This is a genomic window from Collinsella sp. LCP21S3_C7 (assembly GCF_052118485.1).
Classification (GTDB): Bacteria; Actinomycetota; Coriobacteriia; order Coriobacteriales; family Coriobacteriaceae; genus Collinsella.
This window is the reverse complement of record NZ_JBQKHC010000017.1, coordinates 1-22,549: the sequence shown is the minus strand read 5'-3', so window position 1 is coordinate 22,549 and position 22,549 is coordinate 1. Positions and strand designations below refer to the sequence as shown.

19 protein-coding genes are annotated in these 22,549 nt (G+C 59.5%); 11 read left to right on the top strand and 8 right to left on the bottom strand.

All coding sequences use genetic code 11. The features are described 5' to 3' along the window. Nucleotides 1-105: 105 nt before the first annotated feature. From ACTQ1E_RS06995 to ACTQ1E_RS06975, 5 genes are all read left to right on the top strand, one after another. Complete coding sequence (locus ACTQ1E_RS06995; RefSeq protein WP_441565510.1) at nt 106-1,038, top strand: serine hydrolase; 933 nt, start codon at nt 106-108, stop codon at nt 1,036-1,038. 79 nt (nt 1,039-1,117) lie between these two features. Next, a complete protein-coding gene (mtnN, locus tag ACTQ1E_RS06990) occupies nt 1,118-1,855 on the top strand; it encodes a 5'-methylthioadenosine/S-adenosylhomocysteine nucleosidase (RefSeq protein WP_441048673.1) in 738 nt (245 codons plus the stop codon). A gap of 42 nt (nt 1,856-1,897) precedes the next feature. Further along, on the top strand, nt 1,898-2,488 hold the full coding sequence (gene yihA / locus ACTQ1E_RS06985; protein WP_055252447.1) for a ribosome biogenesis GTP-binding protein YihA/YsxC: 591 nt from the start codon (nt 1,898-1,900) through the stop codon (nt 2,486-2,488). Between the two features lie 54 nt (nt 2,489-2,542). Continuing rightward, nucleotides 2,543-2,905, top strand: coding sequence for a DUF3990 domain-containing protein (locus ACTQ1E_RS06980; RefSeq protein ID WP_441565508.1), 363 nt, complete (start codon nt 2,543-2,545; stop codon nt 2,903-2,905). Between the two features lie 31 nt (nt 2,906-2,936). Beyond that, the gene (locus ACTQ1E_RS06975) at nt 2,937-3,569 is read left to right on the top strand and encodes a helix-turn-helix transcriptional regulator (RefSeq protein ID WP_427748371.1); all 633 of its coding nucleotides are present in this window, start codon (nt 2,937-2,939) and stop codon (nt 3,567-3,569) included. Between the two features lie 395 nt (nt 3,570-3,964). Here ACTQ1E_RS06975 and thrB read toward each other — a convergent pair whose 3' ends face one another. Both thrB and thrC read right to left on the bottom strand, forming a co-directional pair. Then, nucleotides 3,965-4,846: a homoserine kinase gene (gene thrB / locus ACTQ1E_RS06970; protein ID WP_154514914.1), complete on the bottom strand. Its 882-nt coding sequence runs from the start codon at nt 4,844-4,846 to the stop codon at nt 3,965-3,967. A 203-nt stretch (nt 4,847-5,049) separates the two neighbouring features. Next, nucleotides 5,050-6,567, bottom strand: coding sequence for a threonine synthase (gene thrC, locus ACTQ1E_RS06965; RefSeq protein ID WP_441565505.1), 1,518 nt, complete (start codon nt 6,565-6,567; stop codon nt 5,050-5,052). Nucleotides 6,568-6,670: 103 nt separating this feature from the next. Between thrC and ACTQ1E_RS06960 the strand changes: the two genes are divergently transcribed. The 3 genes from ACTQ1E_RS06960 (at nt 6,671) to ACTQ1E_RS06950 (ending at nt 10,461) form a co-directional block, all read left to right on the top strand. Beyond that, nucleotides 6,671-8,059: an aspartate kinase gene (locus ACTQ1E_RS06960; protein ID WP_154514910.1), complete on the top strand. Its 1,389-nt coding sequence runs from the start codon at nt 6,671-6,673 to the stop codon at nt 8,057-8,059. Between the two features lie 221 nt (nt 8,060-8,280). Continuing rightward, a complete protein-coding gene (locus ACTQ1E_RS06955) occupies nt 8,281-9,306 on the top strand; it encodes an aspartate-semialdehyde dehydrogenase (RefSeq protein WP_154514908.1) in 1,026 nt (341 codons plus the stop codon). Nucleotides 9,307-9,882: 576 nt separating this feature from the next. Next, the gene (locus ACTQ1E_RS06950) at nt 9,883-10,461 is read left to right on the top strand and encodes a methylated-DNA--[protein]-cysteine S-methyltransferase (RefSeq protein WP_441565503.1); all 579 of its coding nucleotides are present in this window, start codon (nt 9,883-9,885) and stop codon (nt 10,459-10,461) included. 206 nt (nt 10,462-10,667) lie between these two features. On the opposite strand, the gene ACTQ1E_RS06945 is transcribed toward ACTQ1E_RS06950, so the two are convergent. Next, a complete protein-coding gene (locus ACTQ1E_RS06945) occupies nt 10,668-11,903 on the bottom strand; it encodes a chloride channel protein (RefSeq protein WP_441565501.1) in 1,236 nt (411 codons plus the stop codon). Nucleotides 11,904-12,218: 315 nt separating this feature from the next. Here ACTQ1E_RS06945 and ACTQ1E_RS06940 point away from each other — a divergent pair, with 315 nt between their 5' ends. Both ACTQ1E_RS06940 and ACTQ1E_RS06935 read left to right on the top strand, forming a co-directional pair. Then, complete coding sequence (locus tag ACTQ1E_RS06940; RefSeq protein WP_427718202.1) at nt 12,219-12,920, top strand: ABC transporter ATP-binding protein; 702 nt, start codon at nt 12,219-12,221, stop codon at nt 12,918-12,920. Nucleotides 12,921-12,925: 5 nt separating this feature from the next. Next, nucleotides 12,926-15,691 carry an FtsX-like permease family protein gene (locus ACTQ1E_RS06935; protein WP_441565499.1) on the top strand — a complete coding sequence of 922 codons (2,766 nt, stop codon included), beginning with the start codon at nt 12,926-12,928 and terminating at the stop codon, nt 15,689-15,691. A 513-nt stretch (nt 15,692-16,204) separates the two neighbouring features. Here the strand turns inward: ACTQ1E_RS06935 and ACTQ1E_RS06930 are convergent. Together ACTQ1E_RS06930 and ACTQ1E_RS06925 are read right to left on the bottom strand one after the other, a co-directional pair. Then, nucleotides 16,205-17,284 carry a 6-phosphofructokinase gene (locus tag ACTQ1E_RS06930; protein WP_154514896.1) on the bottom strand — a complete coding sequence of 360 codons (1,080 nt, stop codon included), beginning with the start codon at nt 17,282-17,284 and terminating at the stop codon, nt 16,205-16,207. Nucleotides 17,285-17,424: 140 nt separating this feature from the next. After that, the gene (locus tag ACTQ1E_RS06925; RefSeq protein ID WP_441565497.1) at nt 17,425-18,510 is read right to left on the bottom strand and encodes a carcinine hydrolase/isopenicillin-N N-acyltransferase family protein; all 1,086 of its coding nucleotides are present in this window, start codon (nt 18,508-18,510) and stop codon (nt 17,425-17,427) included. 161 nt (nt 18,511-18,671) lie between these two features. Here ACTQ1E_RS06925 and ACTQ1E_RS06920 point away from each other — a divergent pair, with 161 nt between their 5' ends. Further along, nucleotides 18,672-20,057, top strand: coding sequence for a M18 family aminopeptidase (locus tag ACTQ1E_RS06920; RefSeq protein ID WP_441565495.1), 1,386 nt, complete (start codon nt 18,672-18,674; stop codon nt 20,055-20,057). Between the two features lie 284 nt (nt 20,058-20,341). Here ACTQ1E_RS06920 and ACTQ1E_RS06915 read toward each other — a convergent pair whose 3' ends face one another. The 3 genes from ACTQ1E_RS06915 to ACTQ1E_RS06905 form a co-directional block, all read right to left on the bottom strand. Beyond that, complete coding sequence (locus ACTQ1E_RS06915) at nt 20,342-21,283, bottom strand: D-2-hydroxyacid dehydrogenase (protein WP_441565493.1); 942 nt, start codon at nt 21,281-21,283, stop codon at nt 20,342-20,344. Between the two features lie 123 nt (nt 21,284-21,406). Then, nucleotides 21,407-22,294, bottom strand: a complete 888-nt coding sequence (map, locus tag ACTQ1E_RS06910; RefSeq protein ID WP_441565491.1) for a type I methionyl aminopeptidase — start codon at nt 22,292-22,294, stop codon at nt 21,407-21,409. 183 nt (nt 22,295-22,477) lie between these two features. Then, on the bottom strand, nt 22,478-22,549 hold a 72-nt coding region (locus ACTQ1E_RS06905), incomplete at its 5' end, for an IS3 family transposase (RefSeq protein WP_441015707.1).

The window sequence follows — 22,549 nt, the reverse complement described above, 5'->3', positions numbered from 1 at the left end:
CTTGCCGACGCTCGCATCCGCGTGACGAAGATTGCCGCCGTTGGGATGCTAACGTTGGCGGTTATTATCCTCGGAATTACCGCTAAAACCTACGCGTCGGAGCGAATGGCACACTCAGATGCGTCAACGGTACAGACGCAAAACAAAAAGGTCTCTAAATCTAAAGCCACCGCAAGTCAAACCCTGTCGACAGCGAGCCTCAAGACGAGGCTTTCGAAGGCGGACTTTAACGATATTCCCTCAGGCGATACCGTGCAGACCTTCTCACTGGTTGATGACCAGATCCCCGTCCTTGAGGATGAGAGCCTCGCCGCGCTCCAAGATACCCTTGATCAGGCCCAGGAATTGGGCGACGTGGGCGTGGTGTTTTACAATCTGTCGAGCGGCAAGGGCGTGACGTATAACGCGGACGCCGAGGTGTACGGTGCGAGCAGCTACAAGGCGCTCTATGTACTCTACGTCTGCGAGTTACTGGTCGAGACAGGGCAAGTATCGCTCGATGATACTCTGGGCACCTATGGCGGCTACAGTATGGGTTGGCTGACGGTTCGCGACCTGATCGAGACCTCGGTCGTCAACTCGGATAACGACTCGTTTATCGCGTTACGTGCAACGTTTGATCAAGATGGCTACGAGGATTGGATTGCCGCACTCGGCGTCGAAGACGAGGTCGCGCTCGATTCGATGAGCGATTTCCCCACCTATTGCCCGCGCACCTCGGCCAAGTTGTGGCGCGAGATGAGCGAGTATTTGAGCCGCGAGAGCGAGACGTCGCAATGGCTGTCGGGCCTTCTGGCCTCTACGACCCGGTCCTTTATCCGTGACGGCATTGCGGACGACCATGCCATGGTGCGTAACAAAGCCGGCTGGATCAGCGAGGCAGGTTGCAATGCGACGTGCGATGCTGGCCTCATCGATGTCGATGGCGACACCTACATTATGAGCATCATGACGTCGATGCCGTGGAGTGACCGTTCGAGTGAGGCCGTGGCCGCCATCGCCAAGGCGCTCTACGATACCCGCGCTGCGCTGGCCTAACGGCTTCGTATTGCGCGGTTGAGTCAAAATGCTGGTACCATACCGTGGATAAACAGTTTTCACAGGTTTGGGGGATGGTATGCCTACCATCGCAATCATCGGTGCACTCGAAAAAGAGGTTGCGCAGATTAAAGAAGAACTGAACGGTGCCCATGTGTCGCAAGAGGCAGGCTTGAGCGTTGTAAGCGGCGAGCTCAACGGTCTGTCAGTGGTCGCCACGACCGCTGGCATGGGAACCGTAAACGCCGCTGGTGCAACACAGCATCTCATCAGCAAATATGCTCCGCAGGCCGTTGTGTTTTCGGGCATTGCGGGTGGCTTAAACTCCAAACTCCATATCAATGACGTGGTTATTGGCAAGTGCCTGCGCTATCTGGATACCGACACGGCGCTCATCGCCGAGTCGGCGCCGGAGCTTGAGGAGTTTGCCTCGACACCGGCTCTAGTTGACATCGCCACCACCGTGCTTGCCGAACATGGGTTTATCGATGCTTACGCTTCTGATTCCGCTGCGGAGAAGGACCCTAAACAGTTCCTGGTTGGCACTATCGCTACAGGCGACCGCTTTGTAACGGGCGACGCCATGCGCACCGCCGCCATCGAGGCGACGCATGCCGATTGCGTTGAGATGGAAGGTGCTGCGATTGCCCATATTGCAGCCAAGAACGGTGTCGATTGTCTGGTGCTGCGTGCTATCAGCGATAATTGTGACGAGGCATATGACGCGTTTTGCGAGCGAGAGTTCGATTTGGACGAGTACGCCCGCACCGCGAGCGGCATTACACTCGATATCGTCCGCTGCATCGCCGCTGCGTAATCGTGCATCCCTATTGTAAGAACCTACGACCAAGGAGTATCCATGGCCGATTCCATTAACTACCAGCTTGCCAAGTTCGTCGCCAGCTACGGCAAGGTTTCGCAGATCCCCGAGTCCACCTGTCCCGAGGTGAGCTTTGTGGGCCGCTCCAATGTGGGCAAGTCGTCCATCATGAACAAGCTCTTTGGCCGCAAGAACCTGGTCAAGGTTTCGAGCACGCCGGGCAAGACGAGCAATATCAATTTCTTCGAGGCCGACGACGTGCACTTTGTGGACCTGCCGGGCTACGGTTTCGCCCGTCGTTCCAAGGCCGAGCGCGATCGCTGGGCCGAGCTCATCGGCGACTTCTTCGACTCCGAGCGCAGCTTTAACCTGGTTGTGTCGCTGGTGGACATTCGCCATGACCCCAGCAAGCTCGACCATGACATGATCGACTACCTGCAGGGCAACGAGTTCAACTTTATCGTCTGCCTCACCAAGGCCGACAAACTCAGCCGCACCCAGCAGGCCCGCCAAGCGGCAGCCATCAAAAAGCAACTCAACGTCCCGGCCGAAAACGTAATCATCACAAGCTCCCAGACCGGCACCGGCATCGACGAGCTCAAGCGCCGCATTGCCGAGGCCTGCCTCTAGTAGGGGCTCTTGTCAGACAATAGTTTTCATCTATCTATATCACCCCAGTGATAGTTGTTGGTACATGACGTTATTCGAGGCTATCGTGCTGACGACTCCTATTTTTCGTTTGCAAGACAGTTTGTCAGCGGCATGATATCGCTCAGACAGCTGCAACGTATCATGTGCTTGGGTGATTTGGGTATCCAATATGCCCTTATGAGCGAGCGCGCATTTTCGATGATTAGATTCTGCGATTGGAAGCGGGCTTCGGGGTCTGAGTTTTATCCCAAGCGTTTTGAGCGAGAGCAGAATGCTCGACGCAAATACTTGGATGCGGTCAATGGCTTCGATTCCGAAGGTATCGACATTAGGGATTTAATGGCAGGGAGGGTTGATTTAAATGATCCAAGAGTTAACAGATCGTGGGCCGAGTAGGACATATCCCGTCTACTACCTCGAGGACGCAATGAACAACCTCGGCGACTGCTTCGACTATGCCGTCAATGACTATGGAGCAGAAGGATCTGAAGTTGCTGAACTCTTTTGCCTGAGCGGGGTTGCTCGCGAGTTTGAACGCGGCAACGCATGGGTAGTGTCGGGAAAATCGGGTGTTGAGCTGTTCGCGCTTATCGCTGAAAGGTCGGGCTATCAAAACAGGTCTATACCGGACTGCACCTATCGATTTGAGAAGACGCCGGAATATTGGGCGGGCTGGATGCTGGCATACCTGCAGTGGCGCCTAGGAGAGTCTTTCGAAGATTTGCTGCATGTCGTTCCATTTGATGTGCTGCGCAGTCTGTATTACCCCTGGCACGAAGCCTCGGAGGAACGTGTGGCTCGCCTCGTCTGCGATATGGCGAAAAAAGCGTCCAGGCAAACCAAACTTGCGTTAGCAAGAAAGAAGCTTAAGAAAACCCAACAAGACCTAGCATACGAATCGGGTGTGTCACTCCGCTCAATCCAAATGTACGAGCAGCGCCAGAGAAACATCAATGAAGCTTCGGTAACAAGCGTAAGAGCCATAGCAAAAGCCCTCCACTGCAACATCGAAGACCTCCTAGAACCAGTCTTCGAATACAAGGAACCCAGTGCGGCGTAAACCAAGCACATAGTCGAAGCCTGTTGCTGGTAAGTGCTCCAGCCTAGCAAGAGCCCCTATCAATAAAGGGCCATAATTTCAGCCCGACGCCCCTTCAAAGCGTGGGTCCCTATAGACATCGCTAGTCACGTTGCCATAGGGCCACCCGGGGGCATCCCCTTAAAAACATTCCGCAGCACGAGGCCCGCTTATCCGCAGCTCCGAAGGAGCGCAATATTAAATCAGCGAATGCGATTATCCTGTCGAGGTCGCGTAGGTCTCCTTGGGGCTTCCCCTGAAAACAATCCGCAGATCGAATTGCCCCGTCGCGCGAAGCGCACGACGGGGCAATTCATGATCGAGGACGTTTTCAGGGGAAGCCCCAAGGAGACCGGTGAGAGCAATGAGACAGGGCGCTACAGGTACTCGATTTGAGCGCCCTCGGTGTCGCACGTTAGAATGTGCGTCTCACACTTGGGGAACTGCTCGCGCAGCTTGACCTGCAGGAATTTTGCCACGATGGTGTCGTCGGTCACAGCCATAAGGGTAGAGCCCGAACCGCTGATCCAGATGGTCTTGGCGCCGCCGTTAAGGCAGGTGTCGCGCACAGCGTTGTAGTCGGGAATCAGGCGACGACGATAGGGCTCCTGGATGCGGTCGTCATTGGCGGCGGCAATCAGGTCGAGGTCGCCGGCCTCCAGGCCTCGCGTCATGCCGGCAATACGGCCCATTTGCCATACGGCGGTGGAGAGCGGAATCTCCTGCGGCACGACCTTGCGCGCCTCGCTCGTGTGAACCTCGTAGGGCGGAATCACGGTAATAAAACGCAAGCGATCGCTCACCTCGTAGCGCAGGCACTGGGGGAGCGAATCGGTCGGCGTAAAGGAGCAGACGGCGCCGCCCAGGATGGCGGGAGCGACGTTATCGGGATGGCCCTCGACCTCGGTGGCAATGCGGACGAGCTCAGCGCGGTCGACGGTGTGGCCTGTCAGTGCGGCGGCAGCCATAATGCCAGCGACGACGCAAGTGGAGCTGGAACCCAGGCCGCGAGCGACGGGTACATCGGTTTGAATGTCGATGGCAACGGGAAAAGCCGGCTCGCCCCATGCGGCCAGCGCATCGACAAAGCTGACGTAGACCAGGTTGTTCTCGTTTTGGAACTCCTCGGGGCAGCCCGTGATGGTGAGCTTGTCAGCGCGCTCGAAGGTGAAGTGCGAGTAGAGGCTGACGGCCATGCCGAGGGTGTCGTAGCCGATGCCTAGGTTGGCGCTGGTTGCTGGGACGGTGATCTTGATCATGAGGGTCCTCCTGGCGTGCCTGGCTGTTTAGTTCGCTGCTCGGGCAGTCCTGCGCAAGACGGAAAGCACATTAAGTGCTTTCCTTTGCGTGCGGAACTCGCGACGAACTAAACAGCCAGGCACGCTGTGGGCGTTCGTCATCATCCCGGGGGTTATCTGATAAAAGAAGGTGCGCCGGCTTTCGCCGGCGCTTAATAAGGGTTTTAGTTGGTAGCCATCTTTTTTGCTGCAGACTCGACGTAGCTTGCCATCTCATCGACGTCGCAGACGTCTTCGAAGCGGACGGGTTTGGACTCGAGCTCGGCGAGCTGTGCCGGTGCGGCCGTATTGGTGGCCTGCTCGAGCACGCGCATGGCCTCAAAGTCGTCCTCGGGAACGTTGAGCCCCAGAGCATCGCAGCAGGCACGCGGGAACTTGTAGGGGCTGGCGGTCGAAAGCAGCACACGGGCCTTGGCGCCCTCGGCGGGAGCGACCTTTTCAAAGACGTGATAGCCGCAAGCGGTGTGCGGGTCGATCACGTAGCCGTTCGCATCCCAGCAGCTCTTAATGGCAGCGCGCACCTCGTCCTCGCTGGCCCAGCCGCAGCCAAAGACGCTCTGAATCTTTGCCAGCAGGTCGGCGGGAACCTCATAGTGACCAGTCTTTGCCAGCTGCTCCATAAGGCCGGCAACAAGCTCGCAGTCGCCATCGGACAGGAAGTAGAGCATGCGTTCCAGGTTGGAGCTGATGAGGATGTCCATCGACGGCGAGATGGTCGTGAAGAACGGACGGTTGCGGTCGTAGACGCCGGTGGTCAGGAAATCAGCCAGCACGTTGTTCTTGTCGCTCGCGACGACGAGCTTGGCGACGGGCAGACCCATGCGCTTGGCATAGTAGCCGGCCAGGATATCGCCAAAGTTGCCGGTCGGTACGCAGAACTCCACGGCGTCGCCAGCCTCGATGGCGCCGGCGCGCAACAGCTGCGCATAGGCGGCAAAGTAGTAGACGACCTGCGGCACCAGACGGCCGACGTTGATGGAGTTGGCACTCGAAAGCACCGTTCCGGCGGCCTCCAAGCGCTCGGCAAGCTCCTTATCGGCAAAGATGCGCTTGACGGCACTCTGGGCATCGTCGAAGTTGCCGCGAATGCCGCAGACGGCGACGTTATCGCCTTCCTGTGTGGACATCTGCAGATTCTGCACGCGGCTGACCTTGCCTTCGGGATAAAAGACGGTGATGCCCGTGCCCGGAGCGTCGGCAAAACCGGCGAGTGCGGCCTTGCCGGTGTCGCCCGACGTGGCGGTGACGATCATGATGCGCTCGGCGCCGCCGTCCTTGGCGGAAGTGCGGGCCATGAGGCGGGGGAGCATCTGCAGGGCGACGTCCTTAAAGGCACTCGTGGGGCCGCCAAAGAGCTCCATCACATAGGTCTGAGGGGCGCCAGCGCCCGGCGCAGCGTCGAGTTTGACGAGCGGCGTAACCTCTTCACTCGCGAACGTGCCGCGATATGCCTCATTCACACAGGCCGAAATTTCTTCGCCCGTGTAATCATTCAGTAACATTCCCAACACATCTTGAGCGATTTCAAAGTACGATTTATCTGCAAGCGAGCTGATATCGACCTGCTGGGTGCCGAGCTCGTCCGAGACAAACAAACCCCCGTCGGGAGCGATGCCGGTGCGGATTGCCACCTTACTTGAGCACGATAAAGTGCGTCCTCGTGTACTATGATAAGTTCCCATATAACACTGCTCCTCGGATGCCTTGGTCCCAATCGGTGAAACTATGGTATCAGAGCGCGCAAAACAGGTTCGCAGAGGCTTTTAGAAAGGTAACCTCCAGCCCATGATTAAGATTGCCAAATTTGGCGGCTCGTCGGTCGCCGACGCCGAACACTTTAAGAAGATCAAGGCCATCGTCGATGCCGACCCGGCCCGCCGTTTTGTGGTGGTTTCCGCCTGCGGTCGCCGCTTTAAGGGCGACACCAAGGTGACCGACCTGCTCTACCTGGTTAACGCGCACGTTAAGTATCACGTGTCGTGTGAGGAGCTGCTCGAGGACATTGGCCAGCGCTATTTTGATATCGCTGACGAGCTGGAGCTCACCTATCCCATCCGTGAGGAGTTCGCGGCCTTTGCCGAGCGCGCCCGCTCGGGCGGCTACTCCACCGAGGAGCTTGTGAGCCGCGGCGAGTACTTCACCGCTCGCCTGATGGCCGAGTACCTGGGCCTGCCGTTCCTGGACGCCGCGACGGTTGTGGCGTTCCATCACGACGGTACGCTCAGCATGAACCGCACCTCCGAGCTGGTGCAGGAGTACGGTCAGCAGGGCGGCTTTGTTATGCCCGGTTTCTACGGCGCGACGCGTGAGGGCCAGATTAAGCTGCTCGATCGTGGCGGCGGCGATATCTCGGGCTCGATTCTGGCCAAGTGTCTGGACGCCGACCTTTACGAGAACTGGACCGACGTCTCGGGCTTCTACTCTGCCGATCCGCGTATTGTTCCCGAGGCTCAGCCCATTGCGCGCGTTACCTACGAGGAGCTGCGCGAGCTTTCGTACATGGGCGCAAGCGTCCTGCACGAGGAGGCCGTGTTCCCCGTGCGCGAGGCGGGTATTCCGCTGGTCATCAAGAACACCAATGCGCCGCAGGACCCCGGCACCATCATTAGCGAGACGGCTGATGAGGGCGAGGCGGAGCCCATCATTACCGGCGTGACCGGCAAGCGCGGTTTTGTCGCCATCAACGTGGCCCGCGATCGCACCAAGCCCCGCGTCGGCTTTATGCGCCGTGCACTTTCGGTCTTCGAGCGCTATGACGTTTCCGTCGAGCACATGCCCACCGGCGTCGACCGCTTTGGCGCCGTGGTGCAGGAGCAGGATGTGCACGATTCGCTGTACTCGCTCGTGGGCGACATCCAGCAGGAGGTTGAGCCGCTCGAGATTGAGGTTGTCGAGGGCCTGGCGCTCATCGCGACCGTCGGCCGTAACCTGCGCGGCCGCGCAGGTATTTCCGGCCACCTGTTTGGCATGCTCGGCCAGGCTGGCGTGAGCGTGCGCATGATTTCGCAGAGCTGCGACGAGATCAACATCATTATCGGTGTCGAGGATAAGGACTTCGACCTGGCGATTCAGACCATTTACCGTGCCTTCTCCGACGAGAACGGCATTGTGAAGGTCTCCGATCTGGAGGCTCCTGCACCGATTGAACCCGCCCTGGCTGCCCTCCACAAATAGCGACCATCCCGGTAGATTTTTGGGATATGTCTAGAAATCTACCTTTTGGCGCATGAGTGGGTTTTTGAGGCATGCTCCAAAAAAACTAGCGCGGGGCGTTTCGTTTCGGTTTCGTTTCGACGGGGTGGGTTTCGTGTCCGCCCCGTTCTTGTATACACTGGGCAAGAATATCCTGCCTGCTTGGCGTGCGGGCAAAAGCCACAACCTTCAAAGGGGGAAGCATGAAACAGTACACGGTTGCTATTTTGGGCGCGACGGGGGCCGTGGGCACCCAGATGCTCGAGTGCCTCAACGAGCAGGAGTTTCCGGTTGGCAAGCTCAAGCTGCTGGCGAGCGCGCGCTCTGCGGGCAAGACCGTCGAGTTCCGCGGCGAGCAGGTTGTTATTGAGGAGGCTTGCCCCGAGGCCTTTGAGGGCTGCGACATCGTACTCGGCGCTGCCGGCGACGATATCGCCAAGGAGCTGCTGCCCGAGGCCGTCAAGCGTGGCGCCGTCGTGGTCGACAACAGCCACGCCTTCCGTATGGATCCCGAGGTGCCGCTCGTCGTGCCCGAGATCAATGCCGACGACATCAAGTGGCATCACGGCCTTATCGCTAACCCTAACTGCGCAACCATCATCGGACTGGTTCCCACCTGGCCGCTGCACAAGCTTGCCGGCGTGAAGCGCATGATCGTCTCGACGTACCAGGCGGCTTCGGGCGCTGGTGCTCCCGGTATGGCCGAGCTCGAGGCCCAGCTGGCCGCCCTGGGTCGTGGCGAGGAGATTCCCGAGCCGCGCGCATTTGCCGCCCAGTTGGCGAGCAACCTGATTCCGCAGATTGGCGGCGTCAAGGAGGAGGGCTTTACCTCCGAGGAGATGAAGTTGCAAAACGAGGGTCGCAAGATTATGCACCTGCCCGAGCTGCGCGTGAACTGCACTTGTGTGCGCGTGCCTGTGCTGCGCTCGCACTCCGAGAGCATTACGCTCGAGTTTGAGCGCGACATTACGGTCGAGGAAGCCCGTGCTGCGCTGGCTTCTGCCCCGGGTGTCAAGCTGGTCGACGACCTGGGTGCCGAGGATGCGCACGACCGATTCCCCATGCCGATGGACACCTCCGACCAGGACCTGATTTGGGTCGGTCGCGTGCGCCGCGACATCTCGAACCCCGAGGCCGCGCGTGGCATCACCTTCTGGTGCTGTGGCGACCAAATCCGTAAGGGCGCGGCAACCAACGCCGTCCAGATTGCCAAACTGCTCTGCGAGTAGCGGTGGAACTGTCCGGCCCCGCCTGCGGTGACTCGGCTGCGAGCGGCCTGCGATGGGGCCGTTGTTGGTTGGGGCCGCTGGGCTGATGTGAGGGCGCGTGGCCGTTGCGGGCCCTGGTCCCGGCGGCGGTCTCGGCGCTTTGCGCCTGCCTCCTTTGGGGACTGCGGGTCCGTGACGGCAGCTGCGGCGCTTCGCGCCTGCTGCCTGAGGTGACTTTGGGGTTGGGGTGAATTGAAGTTGAATACTTTTCCCGAGAAGTGAACGACCTATTTTGGACCCCCGAAGCATTGGCATATTTTGACCGCTATTTCCTGCGGCTTTGCTGCGCGAATCCTGCGGTTTTGTAATCAAAAAGTGTGGATGCTCCGGGGCCTCGTTTTTACTCGTTCAATTCTCGGGAAAAGTATTAGAGCTCAGCTGGTAGGGGTACCGCTTTGGCGTCGAAGCCCCGCGTCTTCTCCGCTCGATTGGGGAAAGTGGCCTCGCTTAAGCAATTGCGTTCCTGCCCAGACGTATCTGCGGAGTCGTCTGCACAATTCGCGGTATTATGGTGCGGAGTTTTGAAAGGAGCCGCTGGTGGTCACGACGACGTTTGCTTCGCCTTTGGGCGAAATCCTGCTTGCCGCTGATGGCCGCGGTCTGACGGGGCTTTGGTTTGAGGGGCAGGAGCACTTTGGCTCCACGCTTCTCCGGGAAGACTCCGAACATGTTGAAGGGGCCGATGCGGTTTCCGGTGCTGGTGGCATGTCGTCGGCGAGTCCGGCTCATGGTGCGTCTTCTTCGGTGCTTGAGCGTTCGTGGGCTTGGCTGAATGCTTATTTTGCAGGGCAGGAGCCTCGGTATACGCCGCCGTTGCATATGATCGGTACGGCGTTTCAGCGTGAAGTCTGGTTTGAGCTGCTTTCTATTCCGCGTGGCGAGGTCGCCACGTATGGCGAGATTGCGGCTCGTGTCGCCGCCCGCCATCGGGTGCCGGGGAACGAGGACCCCGTTGTGTCTCCTCGTGCGGTGGGAGCTGCGGTCGCTCGCAACCCTATTTCGATTATCGTGCCGTGCCATCGCGTGGTTGCCGCCGACGGCTCGCTTAACGGATATGCCGGCGGGCTCGATCGCAAGGAGTGGCTGCTTCGGCTTGAGGGCGCGTACGAGGAATAACGTTCGAGCACTTTGCATAGCCAAGATGCCGTGAAAGAACGGGACACGCTTTCCGAATGGAGACTCAGACGGAAACCACGTCCCGGAATTCCGTTTTAAAGCGGGATGCGCTTTCCGAATGGCGTCCCAAGCGGAAACCGTGTCCCGGAATACAGCCTCAGAGTGGGACGCCGTTTCCGGTTGAGACCACCTGCTTGGACATCTTTCTACGCTCGCTCTTGCAGGGCGTAGATCGACTTATCCATGTTGAACAGGTAAGCCACGACGCAGACAATAAAGAACATCGGCAGATTACCAAAGCCGAAGACTTCGCAGCCAATAAGGATGGGTGCGAGCAGCGTATTGGTGGCGCTGCCAAAGACGGCTGCGTAGCCCAGCGCGGCGCAGAGCTCGACGGGCATGCCGAGAATCCCGGCGAGTACGACGCCCAGGCTGGCTCCGATGGAGAACAACGGCGTCACCTCGCCACCCTGATATCCTGCGGCAAGTGTGGCGATGGTGAGTACGAATTTGAGCGCCCAGTCCCAAGGCATGATGGCGACCTTACCGTTACCGTTGAGCGCCGCCGATATCAGGTTGGTGCCAAGGCCGCAGTATCGACCCTGCCACAGTGCGAACAGAATCGCCGATAGCGCGATGCCGATAGCGGCGATGCGCGCATAGGGGTTGGGGAGCAGCCGCGCCGCAAGGGTCTTGGCATGCGCAAGGCACCAGGCAAAGGCACCGCCTACCATGCCAAACGCGATGCCTAGTACCGCAAGCCGTCCAAGACCGGGGAGATCAAGCGCGCATGAGGCGACAACGGCGACCTCGAACTTCTCGAGTCCCAGGGCACCGGAGGTCATACTTGCGGCGAGCGAGGCTGTAAGCGCGGGAAACAGCGCGCGGTATTCCATGCGTCCTGCGACCAGTACTTCGATAGCAAAGACCGTGGCAGCAAGGGGCGTTCGAAAGAGCCCGGCAAAGCCGGCGGCCATGCCGATAAGCAAAAACGTGTTGCCGGGGTCTCGGAAAGGTAGACGTCGGCCGATCCAATGTGAGACGGTTGCACCGATCTGCACGGCCACGCCCTCGCGTCCCGCACTGCCGCCAAAGAGGTGCGTCCCCCACGTGCTCAGCATAATGAGCGGCACCAAGCGCGGCGAGATGGCGTCCTCACGCCCGTGGCCTACGTCGAATACCAGGCTCATGCCGCGGTCGGTGTCCTTGCCCCAAGCGCGGTAGGCAAACACGATGGCAAGGCCCATAAGGGCGAGGAAGGGGAGGAGCAGGGTGATGTGTTCGTCGCGGAAGGCGCCGATCGCCAAAAGCACGCGTCCAAAGAGTGCGCAGATGGCGCCAACGATGATACCGACGGGGATTCCGACGGCACCCATAAGCACAAGACCGCTATAGGTGTTGAGCAGACGTTTGATTCTGCTCGATGCGCTGCTTTCCGACACTTCTCCTCCAAAACAAAAAAGACTCCTGCCGCGGCGTGATGCCTAAGGGCATCACGTAACAGCAGAAGTCATCAGCAACAAGGCGGTTTAGGGTAACGCGGCAGCTTGGCTGGCGCACCCAACGGAGACATTCATTCCGCAGCGGCATCATAGCGGTGGATACGGTTTGGGTCAAATGGTTGCCGTGGACAGTCCTGGTGCCTGCCCGCACCCCTCGTTTCCCCATATAAAACCTGCCAAAATAAACCTGTCCCTTTTTGGTCGGTGCGAAATGGGTAATACTAAAGAGTTATCCGACCAGATGGGAATTAATCGATGGCTTATATCGAATTCAAAGACGTCGTCAAAGCATACGGCGAGGGTGACGCCCGCATTCACGCGCTGGACGGCGCGAGTTTTACGGTCGAGCGTGGCGAGCTCGCCATCATTTTGGGTGCTTCGGGTGCCGGCAAGACCACGGCGCTCAACATTCTGGGCGGCATGGATACGGCGACTTCCGGCACCGTAACGGTGGATGGGCGCGACGTGAGTTCCGCCAATGAGGCGCAGCTCGTGGAATACCGCCGCGCCGACGTCGGCTTTGTCTTCCAGTTCTATAACCTGGTTCCCAACCTGACGGCGCTCGAAAACGTCGAGCTTGCGGCGCAAATCTGCCCCGATTCGTTCGATGCCGAACAGACACTTCGCCAGGTTGGCCTGGGCGAGCGCCTCGCCAACTTCCCCGCGCAGCTTTCGGGCGGCGAGCAGCAGCGCGTGTCCATCGCCCGCGCACTGGCCAAGAACCCCAAGCTGCTCCTGTGCGATGAGCCCACGGGCGCGCTCGACTATAAAACCGGCAAGCAGATCTTGCAGCTGCTGCAGGATACCTGCCGCAAGCAGGGCATTACGGTCATCATCATCACGCACAACTCCGCACTCGCGCCCATGGCCGATCGCCTGATCTGCTTTAAGAGCGGTCGTGTGGAGAGCGAGACGGTCCAGCAAAATCCCGTGCCTATCGAGACGATCGAGTGGTAGCGCCCATGGACCAAGATCGCCAAAACAGCCAAAACCACGATACGGAGCACGTGGGTCACGATCGGGAGTTCGCGACCTACCGTACCGCTCAAAGCTCAAATGATATGGCGCCGACGGTTTTTCGCCGTGGCATCTCCCGCACAATCCGAGGCAGTCTTAAGCGCTTCCTATCTATCGTGGTCATTACCGCGCTCGGCGTGAGCGTGATGTGCGGTCTTAAGGCGGGCTGCGAGGATCTGCGCGATTCGGTCGACGTCTATTTTGACCAGCAGAATGTCTATGACATTAACGTGCAGTCGACCTATGGCCTTACGCGCGACGATCTTGCGGCCATTCAAGAGGTCGACGGCGTCGAGACGGCCGAGGGCATCTACACCGAGACCGCCTACACCGCCGTGGGTACCACGCGCGAGCGTGTAGTCGTGCAGAGCCTTTCCAGGAAGAATATCGATCAACCGGTGCTGGTGAGCGGCGATTTGCCCGAGAGCGCCGGCGAGGTCGCGGTGACTTCGAAGTTCCTGAAGGCTTCGGGCAAAAAGCTCGGCGACACGGTGAGTTTTGCCGCCAATGACGCGAGCTCGTCGAACCAAAGCGCCAAGGACCAGTTTGCCGCGGGTGATTACACCATTACGGCCGAGGTCCTCGATCCTACTGATGTGAGCTCCGACTCGACAGTCAACGCCTTTCGCGCTGCTTCGGCTGCGGACTATAAGTTCTATGTGAGCGAGGATGCCGCGACATCTTCTTCCTACTCCGCGGTCCACGTGATCGTCGAGGGAGCCAAGAGCCTCAACTCCTATTCAGATGCCTACACGACAAAGATCAACGAGGTCAAGGGTAATATCGAGAAGATTCGCGACGAGCGTGAGAAGGTGCGCGCCCAAGAGCTGACGGTCGACGCGCCGGCAAGCTTGGATGCCTCCGAGCGCCAGGCGAATATGCTCTTTGGGATTGAGCAGGACAACATCAACCGCATGCCCCAGGGCAGTGAGGAGCGCGCTCGGGCTCAGGCCGATTTGGACCAGCGCCGCGCCGCCACCGACCAGCAGTTTGCCGATGCACGCGCCGAGCTTTCCGATCTGGGCGAATGCACTTGGTACATCCAGGATCGCGGTAACATCGCAAGCTACTCAAGCGTCGAGAGCGACAGTTCTTCGATTGAGGCCATCGCCACGGTTTTCCCATTTATTTTCTTTGTCGTAGCCGTACTCATCAGCCTTACCACCGCCACTCGTATGGTCGAGGAGGAGCGCACGCTCATTGGCCTGTACAAGGCGCTCGGCTATTCACGCGGGCGAATCCTGTCCAAATACGTGGACTACTCGCTGTGGGCATGTCTGTTTGGCGGCGTACTCGGCAACATCATCGGATTTGTGGGGTTGCCGCTGTTCCTGTTTACGGTGTTCGACGACATGTACTCACTGCCCCAGATGCTGCTTTCGTACGACATCGTGTCCTCGATCGTCTCGGTGGCGCTGTTTACCGTGGGCGTGGTGGGTGCCACGATTATCGCCTGCCGCCACGAGATGGCCGAGACCCCAGCCTCGCTTATGCGTCCCAAGGCCCCGCGAGCCGGCTCGCGCATCTTGCTTGAGCGCATCGGCTTTATTTGGCGCCGCATGGGCTTTTTGAACAAGGTGGCAGCGCGTAACCTGTTCCGCTACAAAAAACGTGCCTTTATGACCATCTTCGGTATCGCCGGCTGCACGGCGCTCGTGATCTGCGGTATGGGCATCCGCGATACGTCGGTGGCGCTTTCGCCCAAACAGTACGGGCACATCACGCGCTATGACTTGCTGGCGGTCGCCAATCCCGATGACTATGCTCAGACGTGTGCGGCGCTGGAAGAGCGTAGCGCGGCCAGCGACTCCGGCGTGCGCGTGACCTCGATCCTGCCGATTATGACCGACAACGTCACCTTTACGTTTGGCGGTAAGAGCGAGACCGTACAGCTCATCGTGGTGCCCGATGACCGCACGAATGACCTGGACGATTACGTGCGCCTGGAGGATGAGTCCAAAGAACCGCTCGCCCTGCGTGACGGGGACGTGTATTTAAGCAAGAGTTCACAGCTGGTGCTGGGGATTCAGCCGGGCGATACGGCGCAGGTCCAGGATTCGTCGCTCAATGTTACCAAGGTCAAGGTTAGCGATATCTCGCTCAATTATTTGGGCAACACGCTTTATATGACGCAGGGCACCTATGAGCGCGCGTTCGGCCGAAGCGCGCGTCTTAACGGCATCTTTGTGCTGCTTAAGGGCTCGTCGGCCGACCAGATTGCGTTTAGCAAGAAGCTTAAGAGTGACGGTTGGCTTACGATTTCGAGTACGGCTGAGCATTGGGAGAACTATGAGTCGAACTTTACGATTATCAATTCGGTCGTAGTGCTTGTGACCTTTATGGCGGCGTGCCTGTCGTTTGTGGTGGTGTTTACGCTGTCTAATACGAATATTTCGGAGCGCGAACGCGAGCTGGCGACCATCAAGGTGCTGGGCTTCCGCCGTGGCGAGGTGCACCACTACGTCAATAAGGAGACGTTGATCCTTACGGCGATTGGCACCGCACTGGGCGTGCCGCTGGGTGGCCTGCTTGCCGAGAGCTTTACGTACGTTCTTCAGATGCCGTCGCTGTACTTTGATGTTGAGGTCGAGCCGCTGAGTTTCGTGCTCGCTGTGGTGCTTTCGTTTGGCTTTACGATTATTGTCAACCTCGCCACCAACCGAACCCTCAACAAGATTGACATGGTCGGTGCCCTCAAGAGCGCCGAGTAACCTGTTCTTGGATTCAAGTTGTAGCGAGCTGTGACGTGCCGCAGTTGCTTTATTGCATAAACCGCCCCGCAGAATGCATATTTTTGCGGGGCGGTTGCTTTTTACCCGCAGGTACCCCCAGGGGCGGCGTGCAAATTCCGGAGAATTCAGCATTCCGGAGTCCACGAGTATGGGAGCGGGCACACAAAACTGCGCTGAAAGCCCTGATTCTGAGCTCCCAACGCCTCAAGAGCCGCTCGTTTTTACAAGATGCGGCCCATGGCGCCTGCCTTTCGCCCAAAATTCAGTATGCAGGCACCCTCGGCTGCTGAAAACTCCCAAAAATGCACGGCGCCTCCTGCCCTAGGCACCCGCAGCAAGAAGACGAATAGCCTCGGCGAGCATGTAAACGCAGGGCCCTCCGACCCCGACCGACGATTTCGATTGGCGACCTTTGACGGAGTCAAGGGAGGAGCCAAATCGAAATACGTCGGGCGGGGTCGGAGGGCCCGATGGGATGGATTTCGGCCGAGGCTATTCGTCGCCGAAGCTGATGCCCAGCGCCTTGGCCTCGCGTACCAGGTCGCTCTGGGGATCGACAAACTTGAGCTTGCCGGCGACCTCCTCGAGCGGCATGTGGCACATCTTGCCGTCACGCAGGGCAATCATGTAGCCAAACTCGCCGCGTAGGCAGCCCAGTGCCGCCTCAACGCCGCACTGGGTCGCAAAGATGCGGTCCTGGGCGTCGGGCTGACCGCCGCGCTGCGTGTGGCCGGGGATGGCGACGCGGGTCTCGCGACCGGTCTTGGCCTCGATTTCCTTGGCAATGTCGTAGACAATCGACGGACTCGTGCGCTCGGCGAGCTTCTTCTTGTACTCCTTCTTGGGCAGCGCCGCGTCCTCCTTGGAGATAGCGCCCTCGGCGACGGCCACGATCGTAAAGCGGCTGCCGGTCTCCATGCGATGCTCGATGGTCTTGATGACGTTACCCATGTCGTAGGGAATCTCGGGAATCAGGATGACGTCCGCTCCGCCCGCGACGCCGGCGTACAGCGGGATCCAGCCAACCTTGTGGCCCATGATCTCGATAACGAACACGCGGCCGTGACTCGAGGCGGTGGTGTGGATGTCGTCGATGCACTTGGTGGCGACGTCGATGGCGCTCGTAAAGCCAAACGTCATTTCGGTGCCCCAGGTGTCGTTATCGATGGTCTTGGGCAGAGCGATAACGTTGAGGCCCTCTTCGCGCAGGCGGTTGGCGGTCTTGGTGGAGCCGTTGCCGCCCAGCATAAACAGGCAGTCGAGTTGCAGCTTGTGATAGGTGTGGACCATCGCGGGCACCTTCTCGACACCGTCGGCCTCGGGAATGTCCAGGCGCTTGAACGGCGTGCGGCTCGTGCCCAAAATGGTGCCGCCGCGGGTGAGGATGCCGCTAAAATCGGCGGGCGTCATGACGCGGAACCTGCTGTAGATAAGGCCCTGGTAGCCGTCCTCAAAACCATAGATCTCGATAGGTTCTTCGCTATTGGTCATAAGCGTTTTGACGATGCCGCGCATGGTGGCGTTGAGCGCCTGACAGTCGCCGCCACTGGTAAGAAGACCGATCCTAAGCATGATGAATCCTTCCGGGCAAGTTATAACATGCGCATAAGTTTACCCCCGCACACTGTTGATACGGGGGTAAAACGTGTTAGCTCAAGCGTATAGAAATGTAAACAACGTCAGGCGAGCGTAAGGTCGACGGGCCTGGCTCCTTACAGTGCGAAGGCGTCGACGTCGCCCCAGTGGCGGCGCAGCGTAATAGCGGCGGCGGGTTCGGTATTGTCAAAGACGACCGACCATTGCGTATTGCTGGTGATGTCTCCCTGTTTGGGCTCTTGCGCTGCGGCGCGCAGGGCTTCCCAGGCAATCGTTTCGTCCTGGGCACCGACATGGGCGTCAAGGACATCGGCAATTGCGACGGCGCGCTCTTTACCATGGCCCAGCTCGCCGTTCTTTTGGTTGGGCAGCACTTCGTCGCCATAGCAGGGGTAGAAGTTCGTAACCTGGCGTACAGGAGTCGCTTTGAAAGCGCGGTCCGGATCGTGCGGATCCCACTCTACTACGCGCGCGTCACCGGTGGCGTCGTTGATAAAGAAGTGATAATCGCGTCCTGCCATGGCGTGCATGTCGTAGGCGGAAAGCAGGTCGACAGCTTCTTGCGTGGTGGCGGCACGGTCGAGCACCAGACGGATGGCGAGCGAGGTATTGATGACAGGGCGTTGCGTGTCCTGGTCACAGGGCTTGGAATCAAGGGTGAGTACGGCAACGGAAACGCCGCATTCGTTAACACCGTCGAGCTGGGCAAACGGACCCATGAGTGCGGCGGCGCGTCCGGCGACGGAGTCAAGCGGAGTGTTATCGCCCAGGTTGTTAAGGGCGGCAAACCCGATGGAGGCATAGCCGCCGCGTGGGTGATTGCGCACCAGCAGCGCCGAGGTGTCGTCCTTAAAGTCGTAATTGCGACCGGTGCGCACGCGGCCTTCGGCATCTACGGCGACAAAAGCGCTGCAGGCAAACTGGGGAGCCTGGACATGTGCCGGCACACCGGGCAGCACCTGCGCCACCACGGCATCGATGTAGGCCTGGTCGTCGCGCACGCCAGCGGCGATGATGCGATCAAGATCGTAGTCGTAGGCGATATCGATTGCGTACAGGTCATAGCCATCCGCGTAGCCGGTCAAGCGTTTGAGCGACGCGGCGGACTTGATTTGCTTGCGGTAAACGATACCGGTGGCAGCGGCAAGGCCGACGGCGACTCCCGCGACACCGCAGACGATGGCAATGTTACGTGGCTTCATGACGGCTCCTCTCGTCCTGTTAGCGTAATTATCGCAAAAGGAGCGCGGGCATGATGGCTCAACCTGGTGAGTGGCACGGGATTAAACATGGAATGAAGAGTGCGGCGCTGGCGTGGCGGGGTATGCTGGAGGGGACCATCAACCCAGCGAAAGGGGAGAGCATGACGGATCAGGAAACGCCCGAACGCGCGCATGTGACGGCCGACGATATCGAGGCCGCCAACGACCTTATCGACTTTATCGAGGCGTGCCCCAGCATGTTCCATACGGCGGCGACCATTATGGCCGAGCTCGACGAAGCGGGCTTTACCTACCTGCCCGAGAATGCGGCGTGGGACATCGAGCCGAGCGGGCGTTATTACACGCAGCGCAACACCTCGAGCGTTATCGCCTTTAAGGTGGGCGAGGACCTGGCCGCGACGTGGGGCGAGGACGGCGTTGCCGGTGACTATCATTTTCAGCTCACGGCGTCGCACAGCGATTCTCCGACGTTTAAGGTCAAGGCCGTGCCCGAGCTTGACGGCGCGGGCGAGACGCTGCGCCTGAACACCGAGGCCTACGGCGGTATGATCGACTACACCTGGTTCGATCGCCCGCTGGCGCTCGCGGGCCGCGTGTTGGTACGCGAGGGCGACCGTATTGAGAGCCGCCTGCTTGCCACCGAGCGCGAGGTCGCTATCATTCCGAGCCTTGCTATCCATATGAACCGTGGCGTCAATGAGGGCTTTGCGCCCAACCGCGCTGTCGACCTGTGCCCGCTCATCAGCGCCGGCGAGCTTAAGCAGGGCGACTTTGATGCTCTGATCGCCGACGAACTGGACATCGAGCCCGAGCAGATTTTGGGCCGCGATCTGTTCCTGGTCAATCGTCAGGACGCGCGCATTTGGGGCTGGGCCGACGAGTTTATCTCGACGCCCAAGCTCGACGACCTAGCCTGCGCCTACACCTCGCTGCAGGCATTTTTGGGCGCCGAGAATGCGCATGACATCTCGGTCTTTTGCTGCTTCGACAACGAGGAGGTTGGCTCCGAGACCAAGCAGGGCGCCATGTCGACGTTCTTGGCCGATGCGTTGCGTCGCATTAACGGGTCGCTGGGCTTTGATGACGAGTCGTACCACCGTGCGCTTGCCGCCTCGATGCTCGTGAGCTGCGACAACGCGCACGCCGTGCATCCCAACCACGCCGAGAAGTGCGATGCCCACAACCAGGTCGTGCTCAACGGCGGTATCGTCATCAAGGAAGCCGCCAACCAGCACTACTGCACCGATGCCTTTAGCCGCGCAGTGTTCCAGGCCATCTGCGATGACGCAGACGTGCCCACGCAAGCCTTTGCCAACAAGAGCGATATGGCGGGTGGCTCCACGCTCGGCAATCTGTCCAATATGCAGGCGAGCATGCACGCCGTGGACGTGGGCCTGCCGCAGCTGGCCATGCACTCGAGCTACGAGACCGGTGGCGTGCGCGACGTGATGTACGCGATTCGTGCCCTCACGGCTTTCTACGAGCGCGACCTAAACATCAACGGCGCCGAAAGTGTGGAGCTTTAAACCTGCCAAATAAGGACGGGTTTATTTTGGCAGGTTTTATCTGGGCAAATGCCGCAATGTCAACGGTAAGACGGAGCTGCTAAGGCTTGCAGATGAAGCCGACGCCAGCGGAACCGCCGCAGGTAGAGCAAAAGTCAGCGAGAGCCCGCCGTTTGAGCCAAGGTGCCGTGAAATGAAAAGGCGCTGACCTTCTGGTCGCGCCTTTGAAATTGAACGGCAGATTGGCCGAACGGCGGGCTCGCAGCGTCGAGGGGTTCCGGCGTTTGGTAAAACGCCGGAACAATCTAATGCTCAATCCAACAACGTAAAGTTTCGCCGGCCAGCAGGTGACGCAGATTCTCCGCGGCAATGTCGACCACGTTATTGAGCGTGGCGGCCAGGTGGAACCAGCCCGAGACATGCGGCGTGATGAGCATGTTGGGTGCATCCCACAGCGGGCTTGTGGCGGGCAGCGGCTCGGGATCGGTGACGTCGACCGCGGCGCCGGCGAGATGTCCCGATTCCAGAGCGGCAACCAGGTCGTCGGCGACCACAAGATCGCCGCGGCCGCCGTTGGCAAAGAACGCGCCCGGTTTCATCGCGGCGAAGAACTCGGCGTTCGCCAGGCCGCGGGTCTCGGGCGTGCTGGGCATAAAGGATGCGACGATGTCGGCCTCTGCCAGGCGCTCAGACAGGGCATCCATGCCGTCCATGTCCTCAAACACAATGGGGTAGACGAGCGGATGGCGCTTGATGCCGCGGACGTGCGCACCCATGCTGCGGCAGAGCGTGGCAAAGTGGCCGCCGATATCGCCTGCGCCCAGCACCAGCACGTTGGCGTTTTTGAGCGAGGTGACCGGCCCCAAATCCTCCCAGCGATGCTCGCGCTGCAAGTCGTGATAGCCGGGCAGGCGCTTCATCATGGAAAGGACCATGGCAAACATGTGCTCGCTCACGGCCTGACCGTAGGCGCCGATCGAGCAAGACAGCTTGGCTTTAGCCGGCACGGTGCCGGCGGCAAGGTAGTCGTCATAGCCGGCGGTCTGCAATTGCAACAGCTGGAGATGGTCGCATGCCGTGAGCATGTCAGGGTCGATGTTGCCCAGGATCACGTCGGCATCGGCGACCTGTTCGCGCGTGATGTCGCCGGCGCTCGTGTAGATAAAATCCTCGCCCGGAGCGCTCGACTCAAGAATTGCACGATGGCGGTCGTTGACGGGCAGCAAAACCAGGATGTTCACAAGCATTCCTCTCCGCTCAACCTGCCAAAAAGGGACAGGTTTATTTTGGCAGGTTTTATCTGGCAAAACGTTCAAATAAAACGCCGGATGTAAGACGAGCGTGCCCGTCAGCATCCGGCGCATCTACGGCTACCAGCTCAGCAGCTCGTAGCCGTCCTCGGTCACCACGAGCTGTACCTCGCACTGGGCCGAGTCGCTGCCGTCCTTGGTGCGCACGCACCACCCATCGCCCTTGCTAATCTTAATGTCGGGTGCTCCGGCGTTGACCATGGGCTCGATAGTAAAGACCATGCCCGGAACCATGATAGTGTCCACGTCGGGCGCCTCGGTGGTAAAGCCCACAAACGGGTCCTCGTGGAACTCCTTACCAATGCCGTGGCCACCGTACTCGCGCACCACGCTAAAGCCGGCGTCCTCGACCGTCTTTTGTACGGCCTCGGCCATCACGGAGAGCGGCAGCCATGGCTTGACGGCTGCCAGACCCGCCTCCACGCTGGCGCGGGTGACGTCGACCAAGCGCTGGCGCTCGGCCGAGACCTTGCCGATGCAGAACATGCGGCTCGAGTCGCTAAAATAGCCGTCTAAGATCGTTGAGCAGTCCACGTTGATGATGTCGCCCTCGTGCAGCACATCCGCATCGCAGGGGATACCGTGGCAGACTACGTCATTGATCGAGGTACACACGCTCTTGGGGTAGCCCTCGTAGTTGAGGTCGGCCGGCGTTCCACCATGCTCGACGGTGTAGTCGTAGATCATCTGGTCGATCTGGTTGGTGGTCATGCCCGCGGTGATATGCTCACCCACATAATCGAGCACGCCCACGTTGATGGCGGCCGAGCGCTTGATGCCCTCGATATCGGCAGGCGTCTTATAGAGCGTGCGGGGCAGGACGTTCCAGCCCTCTTCCCACAGGCGCTCGAGGCGCTCATCAAAGGCGCTGTGACATTTCTTGTATTTTTTGCCGCTGCCGCACCAGCAAGCGTCGTTGCGGCCGGGTACGGGTCCTTTGTCATACATGGCTAACTTCCTTTCATTCGCAGCTAGTATAGCCCACCCGCAGAGCAGCTAATTTGGGACGGGGCTTTTTTGACTGCTTTTGTCCGCGCGGCCTTGCGCCGCCCATATCGCTCCCAAAAGCAGTCAAAAAAGCCCCGTCCCAAATTGAACTGCACCCCAAAACTTGGACGGCTTAAATAAGAACTACGCCGCAAGGGACTGTCTCCGGAACTCCTCCGGGGTCAGTCCCTTCAGTTTAACCTGGCGCCTCCTCGT